The 19,468-nt window shown below is 65.5% G+C and carries 16 protein-coding genes; 8 read left to right on the top strand and 8 right to left on the bottom strand.

Translation table 11 applies throughout. The features are described from left to right. Positions 1-155 precede the first annotated feature (155 nt). Positions 156-1,544, bottom strand: a complete 1,389-nt coding sequence (locus AB7Z56_RS00830; protein ID WP_063980227.1) for a flavin monoamine oxidase family protein — start codon at positions 1,542-1,544, stop codon at positions 156-158. A 192-nt stretch (positions 1,545-1,736) separates the two neighbouring features. Here AB7Z56_RS00830 and AB7Z56_RS00835 point away from each other — a divergent pair, with 192 nt between their 5' ends. Beyond that, the gene (locus AB7Z56_RS00835) at positions 1,737-2,708 is read left to right on the top strand and encodes a YiiX/YebB-like N1pC/P60 family cysteine hydrolase (RefSeq protein ID WP_063980228.1); all 972 of its coding nucleotides are present in this window, start codon (positions 1,737-1,739) and stop codon (positions 2,706-2,708) included. A 157-nt stretch (positions 2,709-2,865) separates the two neighbouring features. Here AB7Z56_RS00835 and AB7Z56_RS00840 read toward each other — a convergent pair whose 3' ends face one another. Continuing rightward, on the bottom strand, positions 2,866-3,141 hold the full coding sequence (locus tag AB7Z56_RS00840) for a metal-sensitive transcriptional regulator (RefSeq protein WP_007598521.1): 276 nt from the start codon (positions 3,139-3,141) through the stop codon (positions 2,866-2,868). 50 nt (positions 3,142-3,191) lie between these two features. On the opposite strand from AB7Z56_RS00840, the gene AB7Z56_RS00845 reads away from it, so the two are divergent. Further along, entirely contained in the window at positions 3,192-5,669 is a 2,478-nt protein-coding gene (locus AB7Z56_RS00845) for a heavy metal translocating P-type ATPase (protein WP_063980229.1), read from the top strand. Between the two features lie 178 nt (positions 5,670-5,847). After that, the gene (nikR, locus tag AB7Z56_RS00850; RefSeq protein WP_063980230.1) at positions 5,848-6,294 is read left to right on the top strand and encodes a nickel-responsive transcriptional regulator NikR; all 447 of its coding nucleotides are present in this window, start codon (positions 5,848-5,850) and stop codon (positions 6,292-6,294) included. A gap of 160 nt (positions 6,295-6,454) precedes the next feature. Here nikR and AB7Z56_RS00855 read toward each other — a convergent pair whose 3' ends face one another. Continuing rightward, entirely contained in the window at positions 6,455-8,098 is a 1,644-nt protein-coding gene (locus AB7Z56_RS00855) for a S53 family peptidase (protein WP_283017899.1), read from the bottom strand. 287 nt (positions 8,099-8,385) lie between these two features. Here AB7Z56_RS00855 and AB7Z56_RS00860 point away from each other — a divergent pair, with 287 nt between their 5' ends. The 3 genes from AB7Z56_RS00860 to AB7Z56_RS00870 all read left to right on the top strand — a co-directional run bounded on the left by AB7Z56_RS00860 (position 8,386) and on the right by AB7Z56_RS00870 (position 12,581). Further along, entirely contained in the window at positions 8,386-9,558 is a 1,173-nt protein-coding gene (locus AB7Z56_RS00860) for a phosphorylase family protein (protein ID WP_063980232.1), read from the top strand. Positions 9,559-9,621: 63 nt separating this feature from the next. Continuing rightward, the gene (locus tag AB7Z56_RS00865) at positions 9,622-11,649 is read left to right on the top strand and encodes a S8 family serine peptidase (protein WP_231143743.1); all 2,028 of its coding nucleotides are present in this window, start codon (positions 9,622-9,624) and stop codon (positions 11,647-11,649) included. A 191-nt stretch (positions 11,650-11,840) separates the two neighbouring features. Then, positions 11,841-12,581, top strand: coding sequence for a sulfate transporter family protein (locus AB7Z56_RS00870; RefSeq protein ID WP_063980234.1), 741 nt, complete (start codon positions 11,841-11,843; stop codon positions 12,579-12,581). 6 nt (positions 12,582-12,587) lie between these two features. On the opposite strand, the gene AB7Z56_RS00875 is transcribed toward AB7Z56_RS00870, so the two are convergent. Genes AB7Z56_RS00875 through nth form a run of 3 tightly spaced genes read right to left on the bottom strand, consistent with a single transcriptional unit; the run spans position 12,588 to position 16,200 of the window. Further along, a complete protein-coding gene (locus tag AB7Z56_RS00875) occupies positions 12,588-14,216 on the bottom strand; it encodes an MFS transporter (RefSeq protein WP_063980235.1) in 1,629 nt (542 codons plus the stop codon). Next, complete coding sequence (locus tag AB7Z56_RS00880; RefSeq protein WP_441256137.1) at positions 14,203-15,375, bottom strand: HlyD family secretion protein; 1,173 nt, start codon at positions 15,373-15,375, stop codon at positions 14,203-14,205. Before AB7Z56_RS00880 ends, AB7Z56_RS00875 begins: the two co-directional genes overlap by 14 nt. Positions 15,376-15,432: 57 nt before the next feature. Then, positions 15,433-16,200, bottom strand: a complete 768-nt coding sequence (nth, locus tag AB7Z56_RS00885; RefSeq protein WP_063980237.1) for an endonuclease III — start codon at positions 16,198-16,200, stop codon at positions 15,433-15,435. A 22-nt stretch (positions 16,201-16,222) separates the two neighbouring features. Between nth and AB7Z56_RS00890 the strand changes: the two genes are divergently transcribed. Both AB7Z56_RS00890 and AB7Z56_RS00895 read left to right on the top strand, forming a co-directional pair. After that, positions 16,223-16,756, top strand: coding sequence for a DUF2244 domain-containing protein (locus tag AB7Z56_RS00890; protein WP_063980238.1), 534 nt, complete (start codon positions 16,223-16,225; stop codon positions 16,754-16,756). A 55-nt stretch (positions 16,757-16,811) separates the two neighbouring features. Beyond that, positions 16,812-17,708: a methylated-DNA--[protein]-cysteine S-methyltransferase gene (locus tag AB7Z56_RS00895; RefSeq protein ID WP_063980239.1), complete on the top strand. Its 897-nt coding sequence runs from the start codon at positions 16,812-16,814 to the stop codon at positions 17,706-17,708. 123 nt (positions 17,709-17,831) lie between these two features. Here the strand turns inward: AB7Z56_RS00895 and AB7Z56_RS00900 are convergent, their stop codons facing one another. Both AB7Z56_RS00900 and dapB read right to left on the bottom strand, forming a co-directional pair. Beyond that, positions 17,832-18,455 (bottom strand): 2,3-bisphosphoglycerate-dependent phosphoglycerate mutase, encoded by a 624-nt coding sequence (locus tag AB7Z56_RS00900; protein ID WP_014490847.1) that lies wholly within the window; start codon positions 18,453-18,455, stop codon positions 17,832-17,834. 106 nt (positions 18,456-18,561) lie between these two features. After that, positions 18,562-19,377 carry a 4-hydroxy-tetrahydrodipicolinate reductase gene (dapB, locus tag AB7Z56_RS00905; RefSeq protein ID WP_028148808.1) on the bottom strand — a complete coding sequence of 272 codons (816 nt, stop codon included), beginning with the start codon at positions 19,375-19,377 and terminating at the stop codon, positions 18,562-18,564. Positions 19,378-19,468: the final 91 nt, after the last annotated feature.

Below are 19,468 nucleotides of genomic sequence, written 5' to 3' on the forward strand. Positions count from 1 at the left end.
AAGCAGGGACCCATACCGTGTGATTTGTCGATAAGCGCAGGTGGCAGTACCGACCAAGGACCCCTAACTGCTAGCTTTCGCCAAACCACTCCCTGTGGTTATGGGTCCCCTGCGTTCGCAGGGACGACAGCGGAGTGTTTGGCGACTTAATTGTCCTACTGTCGAGGCGCGCGGCGCTTCTTCGTCGACTGCGTCGGCACGTCGGCCGACTCGTCCTTGAGCGCGCCGATCTTGCGCAAGGCCGCATCGGCTGCGCGCTCACCGCTTTCCCAGGCGCCGTCGACGGTGCCCCACAGCGTCTCGTGCGTGGCTTCGCCGGCGAGAAACATGTTGCCGATCGGCTCGGTCAGGATTTTTCGCGAGAGCTGCCCGCCGGGCGAGGCCGCCGACATCGCGCCCATCACGAAGGGCGAGGCGTTCCAGCGCGTCGCGGTGGTCTTCTGCACGGCGGCCGCCGCCTCGCTGCCGAACAGCTTCGTGATCCATTCCCTGGCGAAGGCGACCATCGCCTTCTCGCCCTGCTCGGAGAGATCGCGGCCGAACGAGCCGCCGACATCGATCGAACACAGTGAAGAGCCGCCGATATTGGCGAGCATCAGCGCCGTGCGCGTCGAATTGCTCTGCTCGATGAGGATGTCGTCGCGCGAGAGCCCCAGCGGATTACCCGGCAGTTGCAGCACAATGCGATCGTAGCTGCCGAGCGTGAGCTTCGACGCCGCATCGAGCGTGCGCTTGGGAATATCAGGCCCGAACTTGATCGCGCCCGACGTCAGCACGTTGGTCGAGACCGTGACGATGGCGGCGCGTGCGGCGATCCTGCCGGATGGCGTCTCCACGCTGACATCGCGATTGCTCCAGACAATCCTGCTCACCGGCGTCGCCAGCGCCACCGGCGCCTGTTCGCCGAGCCTGGTGATCAGGGTCCCCAGGCCCTGGCGGCAGGCGATCGCGGTGTTGCGGTCCTGCGCACGCGCCTTGTCGATCGCCGACAGCTCCTTGAGGTCTTTGCCCGCAAAGCTCGCACCGAGCACGAATTCGGCCGCACCGGCCCAGTCACCGAGATCCTTCGGCAGCACCGAGGCGCAGGCCGTATCGAGCTTGCCGCGTCCGGCCTCGTCGATGGCGCGGTTGGCGCGCACCAGCGCCGCCAGGAACTGTTCGGTCTCGCCCGCGCGCGCATTGCGGCGGCCGATACGCATCTTCTGGCCAGTCGGTGCCGGCAGGACGTCGAGCCCGGCACTGCGCGCCAGCCGGATCATCGGATTGGTCTCGGGATTGTGCATCCAGCGCGCGCCGCGATCGAACGGCACGTCGAAGGTCGTGCTGTCCGTGACGCAGCGGCCGCCGATCTGGGATGCCGCTTCCACGACCACGACCTTGCGGTTGGCCGCCATGATGCGCCGCGCCGCGGCAATTCCGGCCGCTCCCGCACCGATCACGACGATGTCGGCCTCGCGCGGCAGGGGTGCGGCAGTCGCGCGCAGGACCGGCATCGCGGCAAGAGCCGCCGACGCCGATAGGAAGCTGCGGCGCGTGATTGTCATGTCATGGTTTCCGGGAACTTGCGGCGAACGGGAACAGCCCGCGAACCTTGCTGCATCTGGTGTCGCACGGCAACCATCATGGTGAATCAATCGTGCTTGATCTCACAGAGTGATGAACCGAATTGCAACACGTTTCGACCATGATAGAGAAGGGAAAAAGACGGCCGGAAAAGGCCGTGGGGGGAGTTTGAAATGGGGACGGTTCTGGACTCAGTCGGCAAGTTGATTGCCGCGTACCTCTCGAAGGAGGTGCCGGGCTACGAGCCGTTCACGCCGAGCGACCCGGAGCACCTGCGCGGCGTCATCGAGCCCGGCGACGTGCTGCTAGTCGAGGGCAACAACCGCATCTCCGGCATCATCAAATATCTGACGCAATCGACCTGGTCCCATGCCGCGCTCTATGTTGGTCCGGTCGAGGGCGCCACGGAGCCCAATGGCGAGCCGCATGTGCTGATCGAGGCCAATATCGGCGAGGGCGTCACCTCGGCGCCGCTGTCGAAATATTTCCCGTATCACACCCGTGTCTGCCGCCCGGTCGGGCTGTCCTATGAGGACCGCACCACGGTCTGCCGCTATGCGATCAACCGCATCGGCTTCGGCTACGACACCAAGAACATCGTCGACCTGATGCGCTTCCTGTTCCCGCTGCCGATCCCGCAACGCTGGCGGCGGCGCATGATCTCGATCGGCTCGGGCGATCCGACAAAAATCATCTGCTCGGCGCTGATCGCGCAGGCCTTCGATGCCGTGCGCTATCCGATCCTGCCGAAGATCACCAAGGCCGGCAGCCGCGCCGCCCGCCGCGAGATCCTGCACATCCGCGATTCCTCGCTCTACATGCCCCGCGACTTCGACATCTCGCCCTATTTCGAAGTCGTCAAACCCACCATCGTGCACGGCTTCGACTACACCGCGCTGCACTGGGCCGACAAGCAGAAGCCGCTCGAGGAGGTAGCGGGCACATTCAGTGTGTTTCCAGAAACGCTCAGTGCGCCGCCGCTCGTTCCTGAGACGGTTGACGAAGAAGCGCCGACTGAAGTTCCGGCTGAAGAAGTGAGCGCGCAGCCCGCGGAGATGGGCGCCATCTGCTCCGAGCATTTTGTGCTGCTGAACGAACTGGCGATGTACCGCGCGCGGGGACGCGCGCAGGAGATGGCGGCGTAAGCATCGCGCCTGCCGTCGTTCCGGCAAAGGCCAGGAGAGACGTTGCACCGCTCTTTCCACCGTCATTGCGAGCGTAGCGAAGCAATCCAGAGTCCCTCGGCGGAGGCAATCTGGATTGCTTCGTCGCTGCGCTCCTCGCAATGACGATGGTGAGAGCCTACCGTTCCGCCCGCCCGATCACCGCCATCAGCTCCGCGATCTTCTCGCGCTGATCGGCCTTGTCGCCGCTCGCGATCGCGTGCTCGACGCAATGGGCGACGTGATCCTTCAGAACCTCTTCCTCGACCCGGCGCAGCGCGGCACGCACGGCCGAAATCTGCGTCACGATGTCGATGCAATAGCGGTCCTCCTCGACCATCTTCGAGAGGCCGCGAACCTGACCCTCGATCCGGCCAAGACGTTTTCCGACGGATGCCTTGATGTCCTTGCGCATGCGCTCTATATACCCCCCTAGGGTATATGTTGCAAGGCCGGAGCATGGCAATGAACGACGCCGAAAACGGGCACCATCACACGTCGGAAACATCGTCCGGATGCGGCTGTTCCGCCAAGGCTGCTCCCGAGGCCGCCCCCACGGGTGCTCCGCCAGCCGACAAGCCCGCGGCGTCCTCCTGCTGCGGCGGGCACGGCGATCATGCCCAGCACCACGCGCATGACCATGGCGCCGCCGCGACCACAGTCCTCGACCCCGTCTGCGGCATGACGGTCGATCCCGCCACCTCGAAGCATCACCACACACATCACGGCGAGACCTTCCATTTCTGCTCGGCCGGCTGCCGCACCAAATTCGCCGCCGATCCCGCAAAGTATCTCGTCAGAGAGAAGGCGCCCGAACCCGAGATGCCCGCGGGCACGATCTACACCTGCCCGATGCATCCGGAGATCCGCCAGGTCGGACCCGGCAGCTGCCCGATCTGCGGCATGGCGCTGGAGCCGGAGGTCGCGAGCCTGGAGACGGGACCCAATCCCGAGCTTGCCGACATGACGCGGCGGTTCTGGATCGGTGGCGCGCTGGCGCTGCCGGCGGTGGTGCTGGAGATGGGCGGCCATCTCGCCGGACCACACGACTGGATCGATCCGGCGCTGTCGAACTGGATCCAGCTCGTCGTCACCACGCCCGCCGTGCTGTGGGCCGGCTGGCCGTTCTTCGTCCGCGGCTGGCAGTCTCTGGTCACCCGCAACCTCAACATGTTCACGCTGATCGCGATGGGCACGGGCGTCGCCTATCTCTACAGCATCGTCGCGACTGTCGTGCCGCAGATCTTCCCGGCGGCCTTCCGCAGTCATGATGGTGCCGTTGCCGTCTATTTCGAGCCCGCCGCTGTGATCACCGTGCTGGTGCTGCTCGGCCAGGTGCTGGAGCTGCGCGCCCGTGACGCGACGTCGGGTGCGATCAAGGCGCTGTTGCAGCTTGCGCCAAAAACCGCGCGCCGCGTCGATGCCGATGGCGGCGAGCACGAGGTCGAGATCGATGCGCTCCACGCCGGCGACCATTTGCGCGTCCGCCCAGGCGAGAAGGTGCCGGTCGACGGAATTATCCTCGAGGGACGCTCCGCGCTCGACGAATCCCTCGTCACCGGCGAATCCATGCCGGTCACCAAGGAGCCAGGTGCAAAAGTGATCGCCGGGACGCTCAACCAATCGGGCGGCTTCATCATGCGCGCCGACAAGGTCGGGCGCGAGACGCTGCTGTCGCAGATCGTGCAGATGGTCGCCGACGCGCAGCGCTCGCGCGCGCCGATCCAGCGGCTGGCCGACCAGGTCGCTGGCTGGTTCGTGCCGACCGTGATCGCCGTCGCCATCGCCGCCTTTGCCGCCTGGGCCTGGTTCGGACCGGAGCCGCGGCTGGCGTTCGGCCTCGTTGCCGCCGTCAGCGTGCTGATCATCGCCTGCCCCTGTGCGCTCGGCCTGGCGACCCCGATGTCGATCATGGTCGGCGTCGGCCGCGGCGCGCAGGCGGGCGTGCTGATCAAGAACGCCGAGGCGCTGGAGCGGATGGAGAAGATCGACACGCTGGTGGTCGACAAGACCGGCACGCTGACCGAGGGCAAGCCCAAGGTGGTCGCGATCGTCCCGGCTGCCGGCTTTGCGGAGGACGACATCCTCCGCATTGCGGCCAGCGTCGAGCGCGCCAGCGAGCATCCTTTGGCCGACGCCATCATGCGCGCCGCGAAAGAGAAGCAACTCACCCTCGCTCAGGTCGAACAGTTCGACTCGCCGACGGGCAAGGGCGCGACCGGAATAATCGACGGCAGGAGCATCGTGCTCGGCAACGCAAGATATCTGGTGTCGATCGGCATCGACACCAGGGCGCTCGATGCCGAGGCCGAACGCATGCGCCAGGACGGCGCCACCGTGATCAACATGGCCGTCGACGGCAAGCTGGCCGGCCTGTTCGCGATCGCCGATCCGGTCAAGGCCTCGACCCCGGAAGCGCTGAAAGCGCTGGCCGATGAAGGCATCAAGGTCATCATGCTGACCGGCGACAATCGCACGACGGCGGAAGCGGTGGCGCGCCGGCTCGGTATCGCCGAGGTCGAGGCCGAGGTTCTGCCCGACCAGAAGAGCGCGGTGGTGACGAAGCTGCAAAAGGCCGGGCGCAGCGTCGCGATGGCGGGCGACGGCGTCAACGACGCGCCCGCACTGGCCGCCGCCGAGGTCGGCATCGCCATGGGCACCGGCACGGACGTGGCGATGGAGAGCGCCGGCGTCACCCTGCTGGGCGGTGATCTCACCGGCATCGTGCGTGCGCGAAGACTGTCGCAGGCAACCATGAGCAACATCCGGCAAAACCTGTTCTTCGCCTTCATCTACAACGCCGCCGGCATTCCGATCGCGGCCGGCATCCTCTATCCCGCGTTCGGCATCCTGCTGTCCCCGATCATCGCCGCGGCGGCGATGGCGCTGTCCTCGGTGAGCGTGGTCGGGAATGCGCTGCGGCTGCGCGGGACCCGGCTGTGAGGATGACGGTGCGCTCCCTCGCCCCGTTCTTACGGGGTGAGGGGCCGCTTCCGCGACCACGGTGACAATTGGACTCGTGGAGAGTCCCCCTCACCCGGAATTCAAGCTACGCTTGAACTCCGACCTCTCCCCGCAAGCGGGGCGAGGTAACAAGAGCGGTACGCGCGGAGAGGACCTGATGCAGCGGATTACGATCACGATCGAGGACGATTTGTTGGCGGAGATCGACGCGGCAGCGGAAGCGCGCGGCTACCAGAACCGCTCCGAGATCATCCGCGATCTCGCGCGTGCCGGCCTGCAACAGAGCGCCGAGGACACCGCGCAGACCGGCCCCTGCGTCGCCGGCCTCGTCTACGTCTACGACCACGCCGCGCGCGATCTCTCGAAACGCCTGGTGCAGGAATTCCACGGCCACCACGACCTCGCGCTGGCCACCCTGCATGTCCATCTCGACGATAACAATTGCATGGAGATGACGGCGCTGCGCGGCGACGCCTCCGAGGTCAAGCATTTCGCCGACCACATCATCGCCGAGCGCGGCGTCCGCTACGGCCGCGTGGTGATGATCCCGACGGGTGAAGGGAAGCAGGCGAAGGCGCGCAAGCACGGGCACCGGCACGAGTAGTTCTTCTCCCTCGCCCCGCTTGCGGGGAGAGGGTCGGGGTGAGGGGGAGCCTCCGCGGGGGCGGTACCAGTTGGACTCGCGGAGACTCCCCCTCACCCGGATCGCATCTTTCGATGCGATCCGGCCTCTCCCCGCACGCGGGGAGAGGCGACGACAAACCTCACGCCGAGAGTAAATTCTGCAGCGCTTCGCCGTTGGGGACGCCGAGGCCTGAGCAGGCGTCCCAGCCGGGGCCGGCCTTGTACATGCCGTGCAAATCGCCGGTGATGTCATTGTTGCCGACCGTGATGTCGCGGAACACGCCTTGCGTGTGCGCGGCGTAGATCAGCGGGTTGATGAAGCCGACGGTCTTGCCGAATTTCTTCGTCGTCGCCTCGTTGATGCGGGCGATCAACCCCGCCATCAGCGGCGCCACGGCACTTGTGCCGCCGATGGTGGTGCCGACGCCGTTGAGGAAGATCTGGTAGCCGGTCGCGGGATCGGCATCGCCGGCAACATCGGGCACCCCGCGGCCGTTGTGATGCGTCGGTGATTTCGGCACATGGGCCTGGGCCTGGTATTGCGGCCGCGGGAACACGACGCTGACACCGCCGCCGCCTGCGCCGCCCTGCGGCCCGCCGTTCCAGACCACTTCGTTGATATCGCCGTTCGGCGCCTTCAGATTGGTGCCGCCGCAGGCGAGTGCAAACGGGCTCGAGGCCGGGAAATCTGCATGTGGCTTGCCGTCCCAGTCCGCGCCCATGTCAGCCGAACCATTGTCGCCGGAGGCAACGCAGACGGTGACGCCCATCGCGGCGGCGTCGCGGATCGCCTCGTTCAGGCCGTCGACGAATTGCTGCGAGCCTTCCTGGTCTTCCGGCCCGCCCCAGCTGATCGAGATCACCGAAGGTTTTCGCGCGGTGTCGTGGACGGCGGCCTTGACCGCATCGATGAAGCCGTTGGTGGTGTTGGGCGCGAAATAGACCACGATCCTGGCGCCGGGCGCGATCGCACTGGCCACCTCGATGTCGAGCACGACCTCGCCGTCGGCGTCCGAATGGCCGGGCTTGTTGGCGCCGCCGTCGACGCTCGCGGGTGCGATCTTCGGCATCGGGATGCCCGCCTTCTTGAAGAAGGTGCGCAGGTCTGACGTTTTGTAGCCGGCGCCCGTGGGATGGCCCTTCTGGTCGATGTCGTTGAGCTCGATGATGGCGATGCACTGGCCGGCGCCGGTCTCGCCGCCGGGGAAATTGTAGAGCTGGGCGATCTGATCGACCGAGAAGCTGCCGCCCTGCGCGGCGCGTGCGGCTGCGCCCTTCTGCGGCAGCTTGCGGCGGAAGTGGGGTTGCGCCACCGGCCGGTTGTCCAGGCCGTGCACGCCGACCACGATACCTGCGAGCTCGGCCGGGATCTGCACGCTGCCTTTACGCATGCGATGGGTCGCGCCCTCGTATCTGACCTTGTTGAGCTTGACGCCGAAGGCTGCGCTCATGGCCTTCACCGTCCCGGTCAGCTTCACGGTGCGGGACGCCAGATGCACGCTCTTGACGTTGAGATCGTGGTGATGCGCGAAATCGTCGATCTTGGCGACGTCGGCGGTATCCGCGCCCATCTCTGCGCCGAACTCGGCACGCGAGAGATACTGCCGCTCGCGCGGCGGTTGCGCGCCGAGCGTCATCACCTGCTCATCGTCGGCACGCTTCGCGCGCAGGCGAACGCTGATCTCGATTTCCTGCTTGGGATCGGCCGCGCCGACGAGCTTGGCCCCCTTCGGCAATTTCCGTGCGCTGTTCGCCAGCGTCACGCGCGTGGTCGAGCTTGCCATGACTTCCTCCGTTTGTGATTGGAAGGCAGATTGTCGCACCTCAACTATAGGTGTAATCTCAAACCCAAATTGGTTCAGGCATTTGAACGATATTTTTTCAGAAAACCTCTTGTTTGGCAGGGGCAACATCCGACTGGCTCAGATCGGCACGGAATCGGTCAATATTCACGACCATTCGACGACAAGGATTTCGATTTAAAATTGCAACCGTTGGCTTGTCTGGCCGACCAACGGAAGACGTTTGTCGAAATCAGACGTCTGGAAATCAATTTGGCGGAGACAATGCGATGCGTGCTGACCGCAAATGGGTTGAGAGAAATCTCGGTTTCGATCCGATCACGACGCCGCCCCCGCCCGACACCTTCGCGGTGAAACGCGTGGCCAAGGGCGCGGTGAAGAAATCCGCGAAGGTCACGACCGAAGACTTTCGGCGCGAGATCATCGATTTCGATTCCGAGTCGAGCGAGGGCCGCGAGTTCATGGCCTTCTCGACCTCGACCGGGCTGTCGCGCTTCACCGACATTGCCTGGCCGAAGGGGCTGGCGCCGCAAACCGGGCCGAAGCCGAAGGGCAACGGCAAGGGACCGCTACCGCGCGCCGACGTGCTGGTCGTGACCTGGACCGTCGACGAGGGCCACGCCCTCAGCCGCGTGCTGACGCCGGGCAAGGACTCCCGCAACGATTACGTACCCTATACGCATAATTACGCGGCCATCTCCAAGAAGATGCGCAACGGCTGTCCGGCCAAGGAGCTGAAACGGCTCGGCACCTACTGGACCACCACGATCGGCAAGAAGAAGGTCGTCATCTTCAAATCCGATTCGCACATGTCGCAGGACGGCCCGCAGCTGCCGAACATCGACGTCTGGCGCCAGATCATCACCGAGGTGCAGCCGAGTCTCGTGATCACCACCGGTACGGCGGGCGGCATCGGCAAGGAATTCGAGGTCGGCGACGTCGTCGTCAGTCCGATCGTTCGCTTCGACTGCCTATCGAAGTTCAAGAAGCAGCCATTCGCGCAGGAGCATTTTTCCAGCCGATCCGCCGTGACGAAGAAGTTCGCGCAGGCCAAGACGCTGTTCAAGGCCAATGCCGGGCAATTGCCGAAGGACAATACAAGGGCGCCGAAGATCTTCGTCGTGAAGCCGAGCGGCCTGTCCTCCTCCGTGGTCACCACCGACTTCTTCGGCTTCGACACCTCGGACGACCACTTCCATCTCCAGGGGCTCGGCGACGTCTCCGAGATGGGCGATGCCATCCTTGGCCTAGTCGCGCAGGAGATGGGCGAGAAGGCACCGCGCTGGCTCGCGATCCGCAACGTCTCCGATCCGCAGATCAAGGCCGAAGGCACCCTGCAGCAGCAGGAGCAGATCGCGGCCCAGATCTACAAGGGGTTCGGCCGCTGGAGCACGGTCTGTAGCGCCATCACCTGCTGGGCCAGCATCGCGGCGGAGCCGTAGCGAGCGATCCGGCCAGCACAGACGACAAAGGACGGGCGATCAATCAGGGAAAGTGGAACGGCCATGGCGCAGATCACGATCAACGGCATCACGATCGATCCTTCGGCTCCGCACGCGGAACGCGCCGCGCTGTCGCTGGATCATGCGAATGCGAAGGAATCCGACTACATCATCGTGCAGACCAACCAGCCGCTCAACGCCGAGCGCAGAGGGCAGCTCGCCAAGGCCGGCGCCGAGATCCTGGAAGCCGTCCCGGGCAGCGCCGTCATCTGTCACTTTCCGGCGGCCGGGCTCGACAAGGTGCGGAAACTTCCGTTCGTGACATGGGCAGACCTCTACCCGGGCATCGTGAAGATCGCGCCGGCGCTGCGCAACCTGGACACCCAACCCGGAGGCGTCGCCGCGGCGCGCGCGCTTGCGGCAAAGCCGGCGGCGCTCGACCGCACCAGCGTGACCGTCGACGTCATGCTCCACCGCAATGTCGGCGTGAAGGCCGCCGCAAAGAAGATTGCGGAAGCGGCGCATGTGCAGCTCGACGACGTCGTCCCGGGCACGGCCAAGGTGCGTGTGACGCTGAAGATGCGCCGTCTTGCCGACGTCGCGGCGCTCGACGAGGTGCGCAGCGTCGAGAAGGTCTTTCCCCGCAAGCTGCTCAACAACATCGCGCGGGGCATTCTTCGCGTTCCCGCGGCGACGCCGAGCAATGGCGGCGAAGGCGCGGGCGAGATCATCGCGATCGCCGATACCGGTTTCGACAAGGGATCGACCACGAACACGCACCCGGCTTTCAAGGGGCGCGTCAAGAAGCTCTACGCGCTCGGCCGGCCCGGGCGCAAAGACGATCCTGATGGTCACGGCACCCATGTCGCGGGTTCCGCTCTCGGCGACGGCGTATCGAAAAGCGACGGCCCGATCCGCGGCACGGCTCCCGGTGCCAAGCTGGTTCTGCAATCCGTGCTCGACAGCGACGGCAATCTCGGCGGCCTGCCCGACAGCCTCGATGCGCTGTTCGGCCCGCCCTACAAGACGGACAAGGCGCGAATCCATTCCAACTCCTGGGGCAGCGTCGGAAATTTCGGCGTGTATGACTCCCAGGCCAACGAGCTCGACACGTTCGTCTACGCGCACCGCGACATGCTGATCTGCTTCGCCGCCGGAAATGAGGGTAGCGACAAGGATGGCAATGGCCAGGTCGACCCCAACTCCGTGACGCCGCCGGGTACGGCCAAGAACTGCCTCACCATCGGCGCCTGCGAGAACAATCGTCCCAGCGAGGCCATGACCTACGGCAGGGCATGGCCAGACGATTTTCCGGCCACGCCGATCAGCTCCGATCGTGTGGCCAACAATCCCGAAGGGATGGTGGCGTTCAGCAGCCGCGGACCCACCAACGACGAACGCATCAAGCCCGACGTCGTGGCGCCGGGATCCTTCATTCTGTCAACCCGATCCCGCGCCACGAAATCGAAGGGATGGAAGCTCTCGCAAGATCCGCTCTACATGTTCGAAGGCGGCACCAGCATGGCGACGCCGCTGGTGGCCGGGTCCGTCGCGGTGATCCGGGCGTTCCTGAGGAAAAGCCAGGGACTGAAGTCTCCGAGCGCCGCACTGCTCAAGGCGCTCATCATCAACGGAGCGCGCAGTCTCGCCGGACAATACCATCCGTCGGAGGCGGGGTCCGTCGCGAGCAACAGCCAGGGCTTCGGCCGGGTCGACGTTCAAGCGGTGGTCGGCCCCCATGCCACGAGCGAAGAGCTGCAGTTCTTCGACGAGAAGAAGAAGCTGGACGCCGGCGACCGCGAAGACCGCACGGTCACGATACCGGCGGGAAGCAGCCGCCTGAAGGTCACGCTGGTCTGGACCGATCCGCCCGGCGAAGGCCTGCAAAGCGACCTCGATCTCGTCGTGGTGGCCAACAAGCAGGAACGCCATGGCAACATGCCGGCCGGCTCGAAGGACTTCGACCGCCGGAACAATGTGGAGCAGGTCATCTTCGAAAATCTGCCGGCCGGCGAAGCGGTGATATCGGTCATCGCTCATTCCATCGCCGTCGCGCCGCAGAACTATGCCCTCGTCATCAGGGTGAGCTAGAGCGTCTTCAAGCGAAGTGGCTGCCGGTTCGCGCGAAGAAAACGCGTCAAAACAAGCGCCTTGAGCTTCCGTTCTGATTCACTCAGAACCCAAGCTCCAGGCGCGGCAATCTGTCCCGGAAAGCTCGACCTCTTGTCGAACCTTCCGCGCATGTCTACCTCTCGCGGGTGGTTTTGCTGAGAGGTACTCCGATGCTGGATGCCGCCGTAAAGGCGCTGTCGCAATTGATCTCGCCGCCGATGCGCTCGATCCTGTGGCGATCGATCGGGCTTGCACTGGTCCTGATCATCGTGCTGGCGATCGGCTTGCAGCGGCTGCTGAGCTGGTTTGCGACCTATGGTGAGGTCTGGCTGGAAGGCCTGCTCGGGCCGAGCTGGCATTCCTCGCTCGAGGTCCTCGCCTGGATCGTCTCGATCACGGCGGGCCTCGGCGTCGTGTTCGGCGGTGTGTTCCTGATGCCTGCGATCACCTCGCTGGTGGCGAGCCTGTTCGTCGACGACGTCGCCGACATCGTCGAGCGCGAGCACTATCCCGCCGAGCGGCCGGGCGCTGCGCTGCCGTTCAGCCAGGCGATCTACGAGGGCGTCAAGACCGCGCTGCTGACGATCGTGGTCTATCTGGTGGCGTTGCCGCTGGTCCTGTTCGCTGGTGCCGGATTCCTGATCTTCTTCGTCGCCGCCGCCTGGCTGCTCGGGCGCGAATATTTCGAGCTCGCCGCGATGCGCTTCCGTTCGCCGGAGGAGGCCAGGGCGATGCGGCGCGACAACGCCGCGACCATCTTCACCGCCGGCCTTTTCATTGCGGCCTTCGTCTCGATCCCGATCGTCAATCTGGCGACGCCGATCTTCGGCATGGCGTTCATGGTCCACATGCACAAGCGCCTGTCGGGGCCGCGGCCCGAGCTGATCGAGCCGGCGCGGCAGATGCGGTGAGGCCTCTCAGTTCACTTGCACCCCGCATTTGCGCAGCAGCATCTTGGCGAAACCGAACGGCGCCGGCGTGAACGGGCCCGGTGGCGCCCGGGTGATCAGCGCGACGACGCCGAGCGCGACCATCGCTAGCCAGAAGCACAGCCAGAAGCCGTCGATATAGGCGAGCACATTGGCCTCGCGCTGCACCAGGCCCGCGAGCGTGCCGACCGCGCGCGCCTGCGCCATTCCGGTGCCATGGGCCGCGAAGTAATCGGCGAGCTGCTTGAGCCTACCCACCACGTCGGCATTGCCGACCACAAGGTCCTGGCCGAGATAGAAGGAATGGACCTGCTCGCGCACGCGCAGCCACGTTCCCATCAGCGCGATGCCGATCTCCGCGCCGCCGAGCCGCATGATCTGGATGTAGGCGGCAAAGGAGGTGGCGCGGCTCGGATCGGCGTTCGACAGCAGCGTGATGATGATCGGCAGCAGGAGCAGCGACTGCCCGATCGCCTGGAGCAGCACGATGCCGACAAAATCCTCGCGCGCCCAGACATGGCTGAGCTGCGTGCCCCAGAGATTGGCCGCGGCAAAGCAGGCAAAGCCCAGCACCACGACAAGCCGCGTATCGAAATGCCGCAGCAGCCAGATCGAGATCGGCACCAGCACGAACATCGGCAGCGCGCCATAGGTGAGCAGCAACATCCCGCTCTGCTCCGGCCTGAGCAGAACGACATTGCCGAGGAAGTTCGGCACCAGCGACGAGTTGGAGAGGCTGGTCAGCGTGTAGAGCAGGATCAAGATCAGCCCCAACCCGACATTGCGCGAGAACAGCACGTTGACATGCGCCCAGGGCTGTCGCACCAGCGACTCGTTGACGAGGAAGCCTGCGAACAGCACCACACCGCTGACGAGCAGCGCCATCACCGTCCCCGAGCCGAGCCAGTCCAGGCGATTGCCCTGGTCGAGGCCGGCATAGATCATCGAGACCGCGGCGCCGAGCAGCAGCATGCCGCCCCAATCGGCCTCGCGCAGCAGCGTGCGGTTCACCGGCTCGCTCGGCGTGCCCAGATAAACCATCAGGCCCATCAAGGGCGCGATCACGACGCTCTGCCAGTACATCCATTGCCAGCCGAGATGGTCGACATAGAAGCCGACCAGGGAGCTCGACGTATCCAGCGCAAAGCCGACCCGGATCGAATAGAGCGAGATCGCCGGCACCCACCATCGGATCGGCAGGTTTCGTAACACGATCATGAGCGTCGCAGGCACGAAGGTGCCGAGCAGCAGGCCATGAACGACGCTGAGCGCGAGCAGCGTCGGATAATCGTGCACGAAGGGAATGATCAGCGACACCGCGGCGTAGACGAGGCTCGGGATGCCGAGCACGCGGCGCAGGCCGAACACCGTCGCGAGCCACGCCACCGCCGGCGCAATCAGGATCTGCGAGCCGATGCCAGCGGTCGAAAGCCAGGCGCCCTCGTCAAACGAGAGCGAGAACGCACCGCGCAGGTCCGGCAGACCGACCGTGGTCAGCCGGCTGTCGAAATTGGCGAGGAACGAGCCGAGCAGCACCGCCGCCACGGCAAACAACGGCTGTGGCGCGATGCCGCCGCGCGAGAGAGGCCCGCGGCCGGCATCGTCATTTTCCGCCATTCGCGGCCTTCGTGTCGATGCTGGTGACGACCGACATGCCCGGCACCAGCCGCGCCAGCAGCGGCTGGTTGTCGTCGAACTGGATGCGCACGGGAATGCGCTGCACGACTTTGGTGAAATTGCCGGTCGCATTGTCCGGCGGCAGCAGGGCCACCTGCGCGCCGGTCGCGGGGGCAATGCGCTCGACCTTGCCGCGCAGCTTCTCGCGCGGGAAGCCATCGACGGTGATCTCGACCGGCTGGCCCGGCGCGACATGCGTGAGCTGGGTCTCCTTGTAATTCGCGATCACGTAGACCTTCGGCAGCGGCACCACATTGATGAGGTTGGTGCCGATGTTGACGTAGTCGCCGGGCTGCACCTGGCGCTCGCCGACGACGCCGTCGAACGGCGCGGTGATCCTGGTATAGCCGAGCTTCAGCTTCGCGCTCGCCAGCGTCGCCTTGGCCGCCGCGACATCGGCGGCGCGCTGCTTCTTGGTGCCCTGCAGAACTTCGAGTTGATGCTGCTGCGCGGCGATGACGGCGCGACTGGCACGCACGTCGGCCTGCGCCTTCGCGTAGCCCGCGACGGCCTGTTCCAGCCGCTGCCGCGTGCCGGCTTCCGTCTGCGTCAGGGATTTCTGGCGATCCTGCTCCTGCCGGGCCTCGACCTCCAACGCTTCCGCTGACAGCTGCGCGGCCTGCGCCTGCGCGATGGTCGCATATTGCAGCTCGACCTGGTTGCTCAGATTGTCGAGCACGGCCTGCGCGGCGGCGACAGCGGCCTCGGACTGCGCGACCTGGGCCTGGTAGTCGGCGGGATCGATCTGGATCAGGAGATCGCCGGCCTTGACGCGCTGGAAGTCGGAGACCCCGACGGTCAGCACTTCGCCGGAGACGCGGCTTGCAAGCCGCGTCAGATCGGCGCGCACATAGGCGTCGTTGGTGGTCTGGACCACGGCGTTGCCGACCCATTCGTCGAAGCGCAGCGTCGCCAGTGCCACGAAGGCGAGCGCGACGATCACGGCGAACAGGGGGATCGCGAGCCGGCCCCAGAGCGAGCTCGCCGGCCGCTGCGTCGGCTTCGGCGGCGGAGCCGGTGCCGCGGCCGGCGGTGGCGGTGGCGATGGCGATGGCAATGGCGATGGCAATGGCGATGAGATTTGTTCTTGCTGACTCACGACATGCCCCCAAAACCGGCTTGCTTCACATCGCCCCCCCGAAACGACGGCGCCACCTCAGACCGTCTTCTCCGGCCATCGGCAGAGATCGTTGATCAGACACACCTCACAGCGCGGCTTGCGGGCGAGGCAAGTATAGCGGCCATGCAGGATCAGCCAATGATGGGCGTGCAACATGAACTCGGCCGGGATCACCTTTTCGAGACCAAGCTCGACTTCGAGCGGCGTCTTGCCGGGCGCCATCCCGGTGCGGTTGCCGACGCGAAACACATGCGTGTCCACCGCCATGGTGTGCTCGCCGAAGGCCATGTTGAGCACCACGTTGGCGGTCTTGCGCCCGGCGCCTGGCAGGGATTCGATCCCGGCGCGCGTGCGCGGCACCTCGCCGCCGAATTCGCTGAGCACCTTTGCCGATAGCGCAATCACGTTCCTGGCCTTGGTGCGATAGAGGCCGATGGTCTTGATGTATTCGCGCAAGCGTTCCTCGCCGACGTCGAGCATCTTCTGCGGCGTGTCGGCGATCTCGAACAAGGCGCGCGTCGCCTTGTTGACCCCGGCATCGGTGGCCTGCGCCGACAGCACCACGGCGACCAGCAGCGTGAAGGGATTGACGTGCTCGAGCTCGCCTTTCGGCTCCGAATTGGCCTTGCGGAAACGGCTGAAGACCTCGTGGATCTCGGCCGGCGTCCAAGGTTTGGTAGAATTGGGTCTTGCGGCCTTGAGCGATTTCCTGGCGGGAGCCCTCGGCTTCGCAACTATCGCCTTTGCCTTTTTCTTCGGCACGGACGCTTTGCGCGGGGCCGGCTTGCGGGTGATTTTCGCCATGATCCGGATATACTGAGGGACGATGAGCACAGGCAACGAAATTGAGCGCGGGCGATCTGAAAGCGAGACGGACCCTCAGATCTTCTCCGCGCTCCTGACGCCGCACCGCTCGCTGAACCGCACCGGCTTCCTCGCCGTGATGCTGTTCCTGAGCGTGGTGAGCTTTGCCACCGGCCTCGCCTTCCTGATGATGGGTGCGTGGCCGGTGTTCGGCTTCTTCGGCCTCGACGTGCTGGTGATCTGGTGGGCCTTCAAGGCCAATTTCCGCAGCGCGCGGGCGCGCGAGGAGATTTCGGTCACGGCGTCCGAACTGCGGGTGCGGCGCGTCAGTCATCGCGGCCAGGTCGCCGAATGGACGTTCAATCCGCTCTGGGTCCGCCTCGATATGGAGGTCGACGAGGATTTTGGCATCGAGCATCTCTATTTGATCTCGCGCGGCCATCAGATCCAGATCGCCCGCTTCCTCGGCCCGGACGAAAAGGCAAGTTTTTACAAAGGCTTGGTTGAGGCCCTGAACGCCGCCAAGCGCGGCCCGACCTACAACCCGGTCTCCTGACTCCGAATCGGAAATCGGGTGGTTTCGGCCCGGCGCCACGCCTACATTTCCAGTCATGATGACACTCGCCATAAATGACCAGCGCCTGGCCAAGCCGGGCTCCCAGAACGCCGCGTTGCGCGATTACGACTCCGTGCGCCGGGCGATCGCGTTCATCTCGGAGAACTGGCGCACCCAGCCGGCCATCGAAGCGATGGCCGATGCGGCGGGCGTCACGCCGGATGAGCTGCACCATCTGTTCCGCCGCTGGGCCTCGATCACGCCGAAGGCGTTCATGCAGGCGCTGACGCTCGATCACGCCAAGGGACTGTTGCGGGACTCCGCGAGCATCCTCGATGCCGCGCTCGATTCAGGTCTTTCAGGACCGGGCCGGCTGCACGATCTCTTCGTCACCCATGAAGCGATGTCGCCCGGCGAATGGAAGAACGGCGGCGCGGGCCTGACGCTGCGCTACGGCTTCCATCCCTCGCCGTTCGGCACGGCGATCGTGATCGCCACCGACCGCGGCCTGTCAGGCCTTGCGTTCGCCGATCCCGGTGAGGAGAAGGTCGCGCTCGCCGACATGACGCGGCGATGGCGCAACGCAACTTACGTCGAGGATCACGAAGGCACCGCACCGCTCGCACAGCGCATCTTCGACACCAGGCTGTGGCGGCCGGACCAGCCGTTGCGCGTGGTGATGATCGGCACCGATTTCGAGGTACGGGTGTGGGAGACGCTGCTGAAGATCCCGATGGGTCGCGCGGTGTCCTATTCCGACATCGCCTGCAACATCAACAGCCCGAAGGCCTCACGCGCCGTCGGCGCTGCGGTCGGCAAGAACCCGGTCTCGTTCGTTGTGCCCTGCCACCGCGCGCTCGGCAAGAGCGGCACGCTCACCGGCTATCACTGGGGCATCACCCGCAAGCAGGCGATGCTGGGCTGGGAGGCCGGGCAGCTGGGGATGCAGTAGGCCCCGCTTCCGTAGGGTGGGCAAAGGCGCATAGCGCCGTGCCCACCATTCTTCCGCGATCGCTGACACATGGTGGGCACGCTACGCTTTGCCCACCCTACGACTCCGCGCTTGTGGCGAAGCTCAGCCCGCCAGATCCAGCTTCGAGGCCACCGTCGAATCCGCGTTGAGCCGGTAGATGATCGGCACACCGGTCGCGAGCTCGCGCTTCAAAATGCCTTCGGGCGAGAGCTTTTCCAGCACCATGATCAGCGCGCGCAGCGAGTTGCCGTGGGCGGCGACCAGCGTGCGCTTGCCGTTGAGCACGCCGGGCAGGATCTCCTGCACGTAGTAGGGCAGCGCGCGCGCCAGCGTATCCTTCAGGCTTTCGCCGCCGGGCGGCGGCACATCGTATGAGCGGCGCCAGATCAGCACCTGGTCCTCGCCCCATTTCTTGCGGGCGTCGTCCTTGTTGAGGCCGGAGAGATCGCCATAGTCGCGCTCGTTCAGCGCGAGGTCTTTGGAGGTCGGCAGGCCCTTCTGGTCGAGCTCGCCGAGAATGAGATCGAGCGTGTGCTGCGCGCGCGTCAAGACCGAGGTGTAGGCGACGTCGAACACGAGGCCCTGCGCCTTCAGCTTGCGGCCGGCTTCCGTGGCTTCCTTCACGCCGAGCTCGGTGAGATCAGGATCCTTCCAGCCCGTGAACAGGTTCTTCAGATTCCACTCGCTCTGACCGTGGCGCACGAGCACGAGGAGACGTTCGCTCATTGACTGCTTTCCATTCAGGTTATTGTTGAGGAATGATCTTGGCGGAAAGCCGCTTCACGTCTTGCGCTAACGCGGCCCTTCGGGTCCGGTTCATGCTCCGGCTCGCTCAGATGTCTGCGAGACCGAGCACGTCGGCCATGGAGTAGTGCCCCGGCTTCTTGCCATGCGCCCACAGCGCCGCCTTGAGCGCGCCGTGTGCGAACAGCATGCGGTCTTCGGCGAGATGCGACAGCGTCAGGCGTTCGAACGGACCAAGAAAGGTCACGCTGTGCTCGCCGGCAACGGTGCCGCCGCGCAAGGAGGCAAAGCCGATGTCGCCCGGCTTGCGCGCGCCGGTGATGCCGTCGCGGCCGCGATCCGAATGCTCATCGAGCGAGATGCCGCGGCCGGCGGCGGCGGCCTGGCCCAGCATCAGCGCAGTGCCCGAGGGCGCATCGATCTTCATGCGGTGGTGGGTTTCCACGACCTCGATGTCGAAGCTCTCGTCGAGTGCCTTGGCGACGCGCTTGACCACCGCGGCGAGCAGATTGACGCCCAGGCTCATATTGCCCGACTGCACCACGACCGCACGGTTGGTGACGCTCTTGATCACGGCGTTGTCGGAGGCCGACAGTCCGGTGGTGCCGATGACGTGCACGATGCCGCGCTCGGCAGCGATCGCGACATTGGCGATGGTCGCGGCCGGCACGGTGAAATCCAGGATGCCGTCGGCATCTTTCGACATCGCCCAGAGGTCGGCCGAGAGTTTGACGCCGTTGGCAGGCAGGCCCGCGAGTACGCCGGCATCCTTGCCGAGCAGCTCCGAGCCGGGCGCCTCCAGGGCTCCCGCCAGCACCGCGCCTTCAGTGTCGGCAATGGCTCGTGCCAGCGCCCGGCCCATCCGGCCGCCTGCCCCGGCAACAATCAAACGCATATCGGACATAGTTCACCCTCTCCACGCCCTATAGCGGGAGCGGGCCGTTCCGGCAACCGATCAGGCCTTCAAAAGGCCCGTGGCGCGGGTCTCCCCAAGC

Source organism: Bradyrhizobium sp. 482_C4_N1_8 (assembly GCF_052075965.1).
Classification (GTDB): domain Bacteria; phylum Pseudomonadota; class Alphaproteobacteria; order Rhizobiales; family Xanthobacteraceae; genus Bradyrhizobium; species Bradyrhizobium barranii.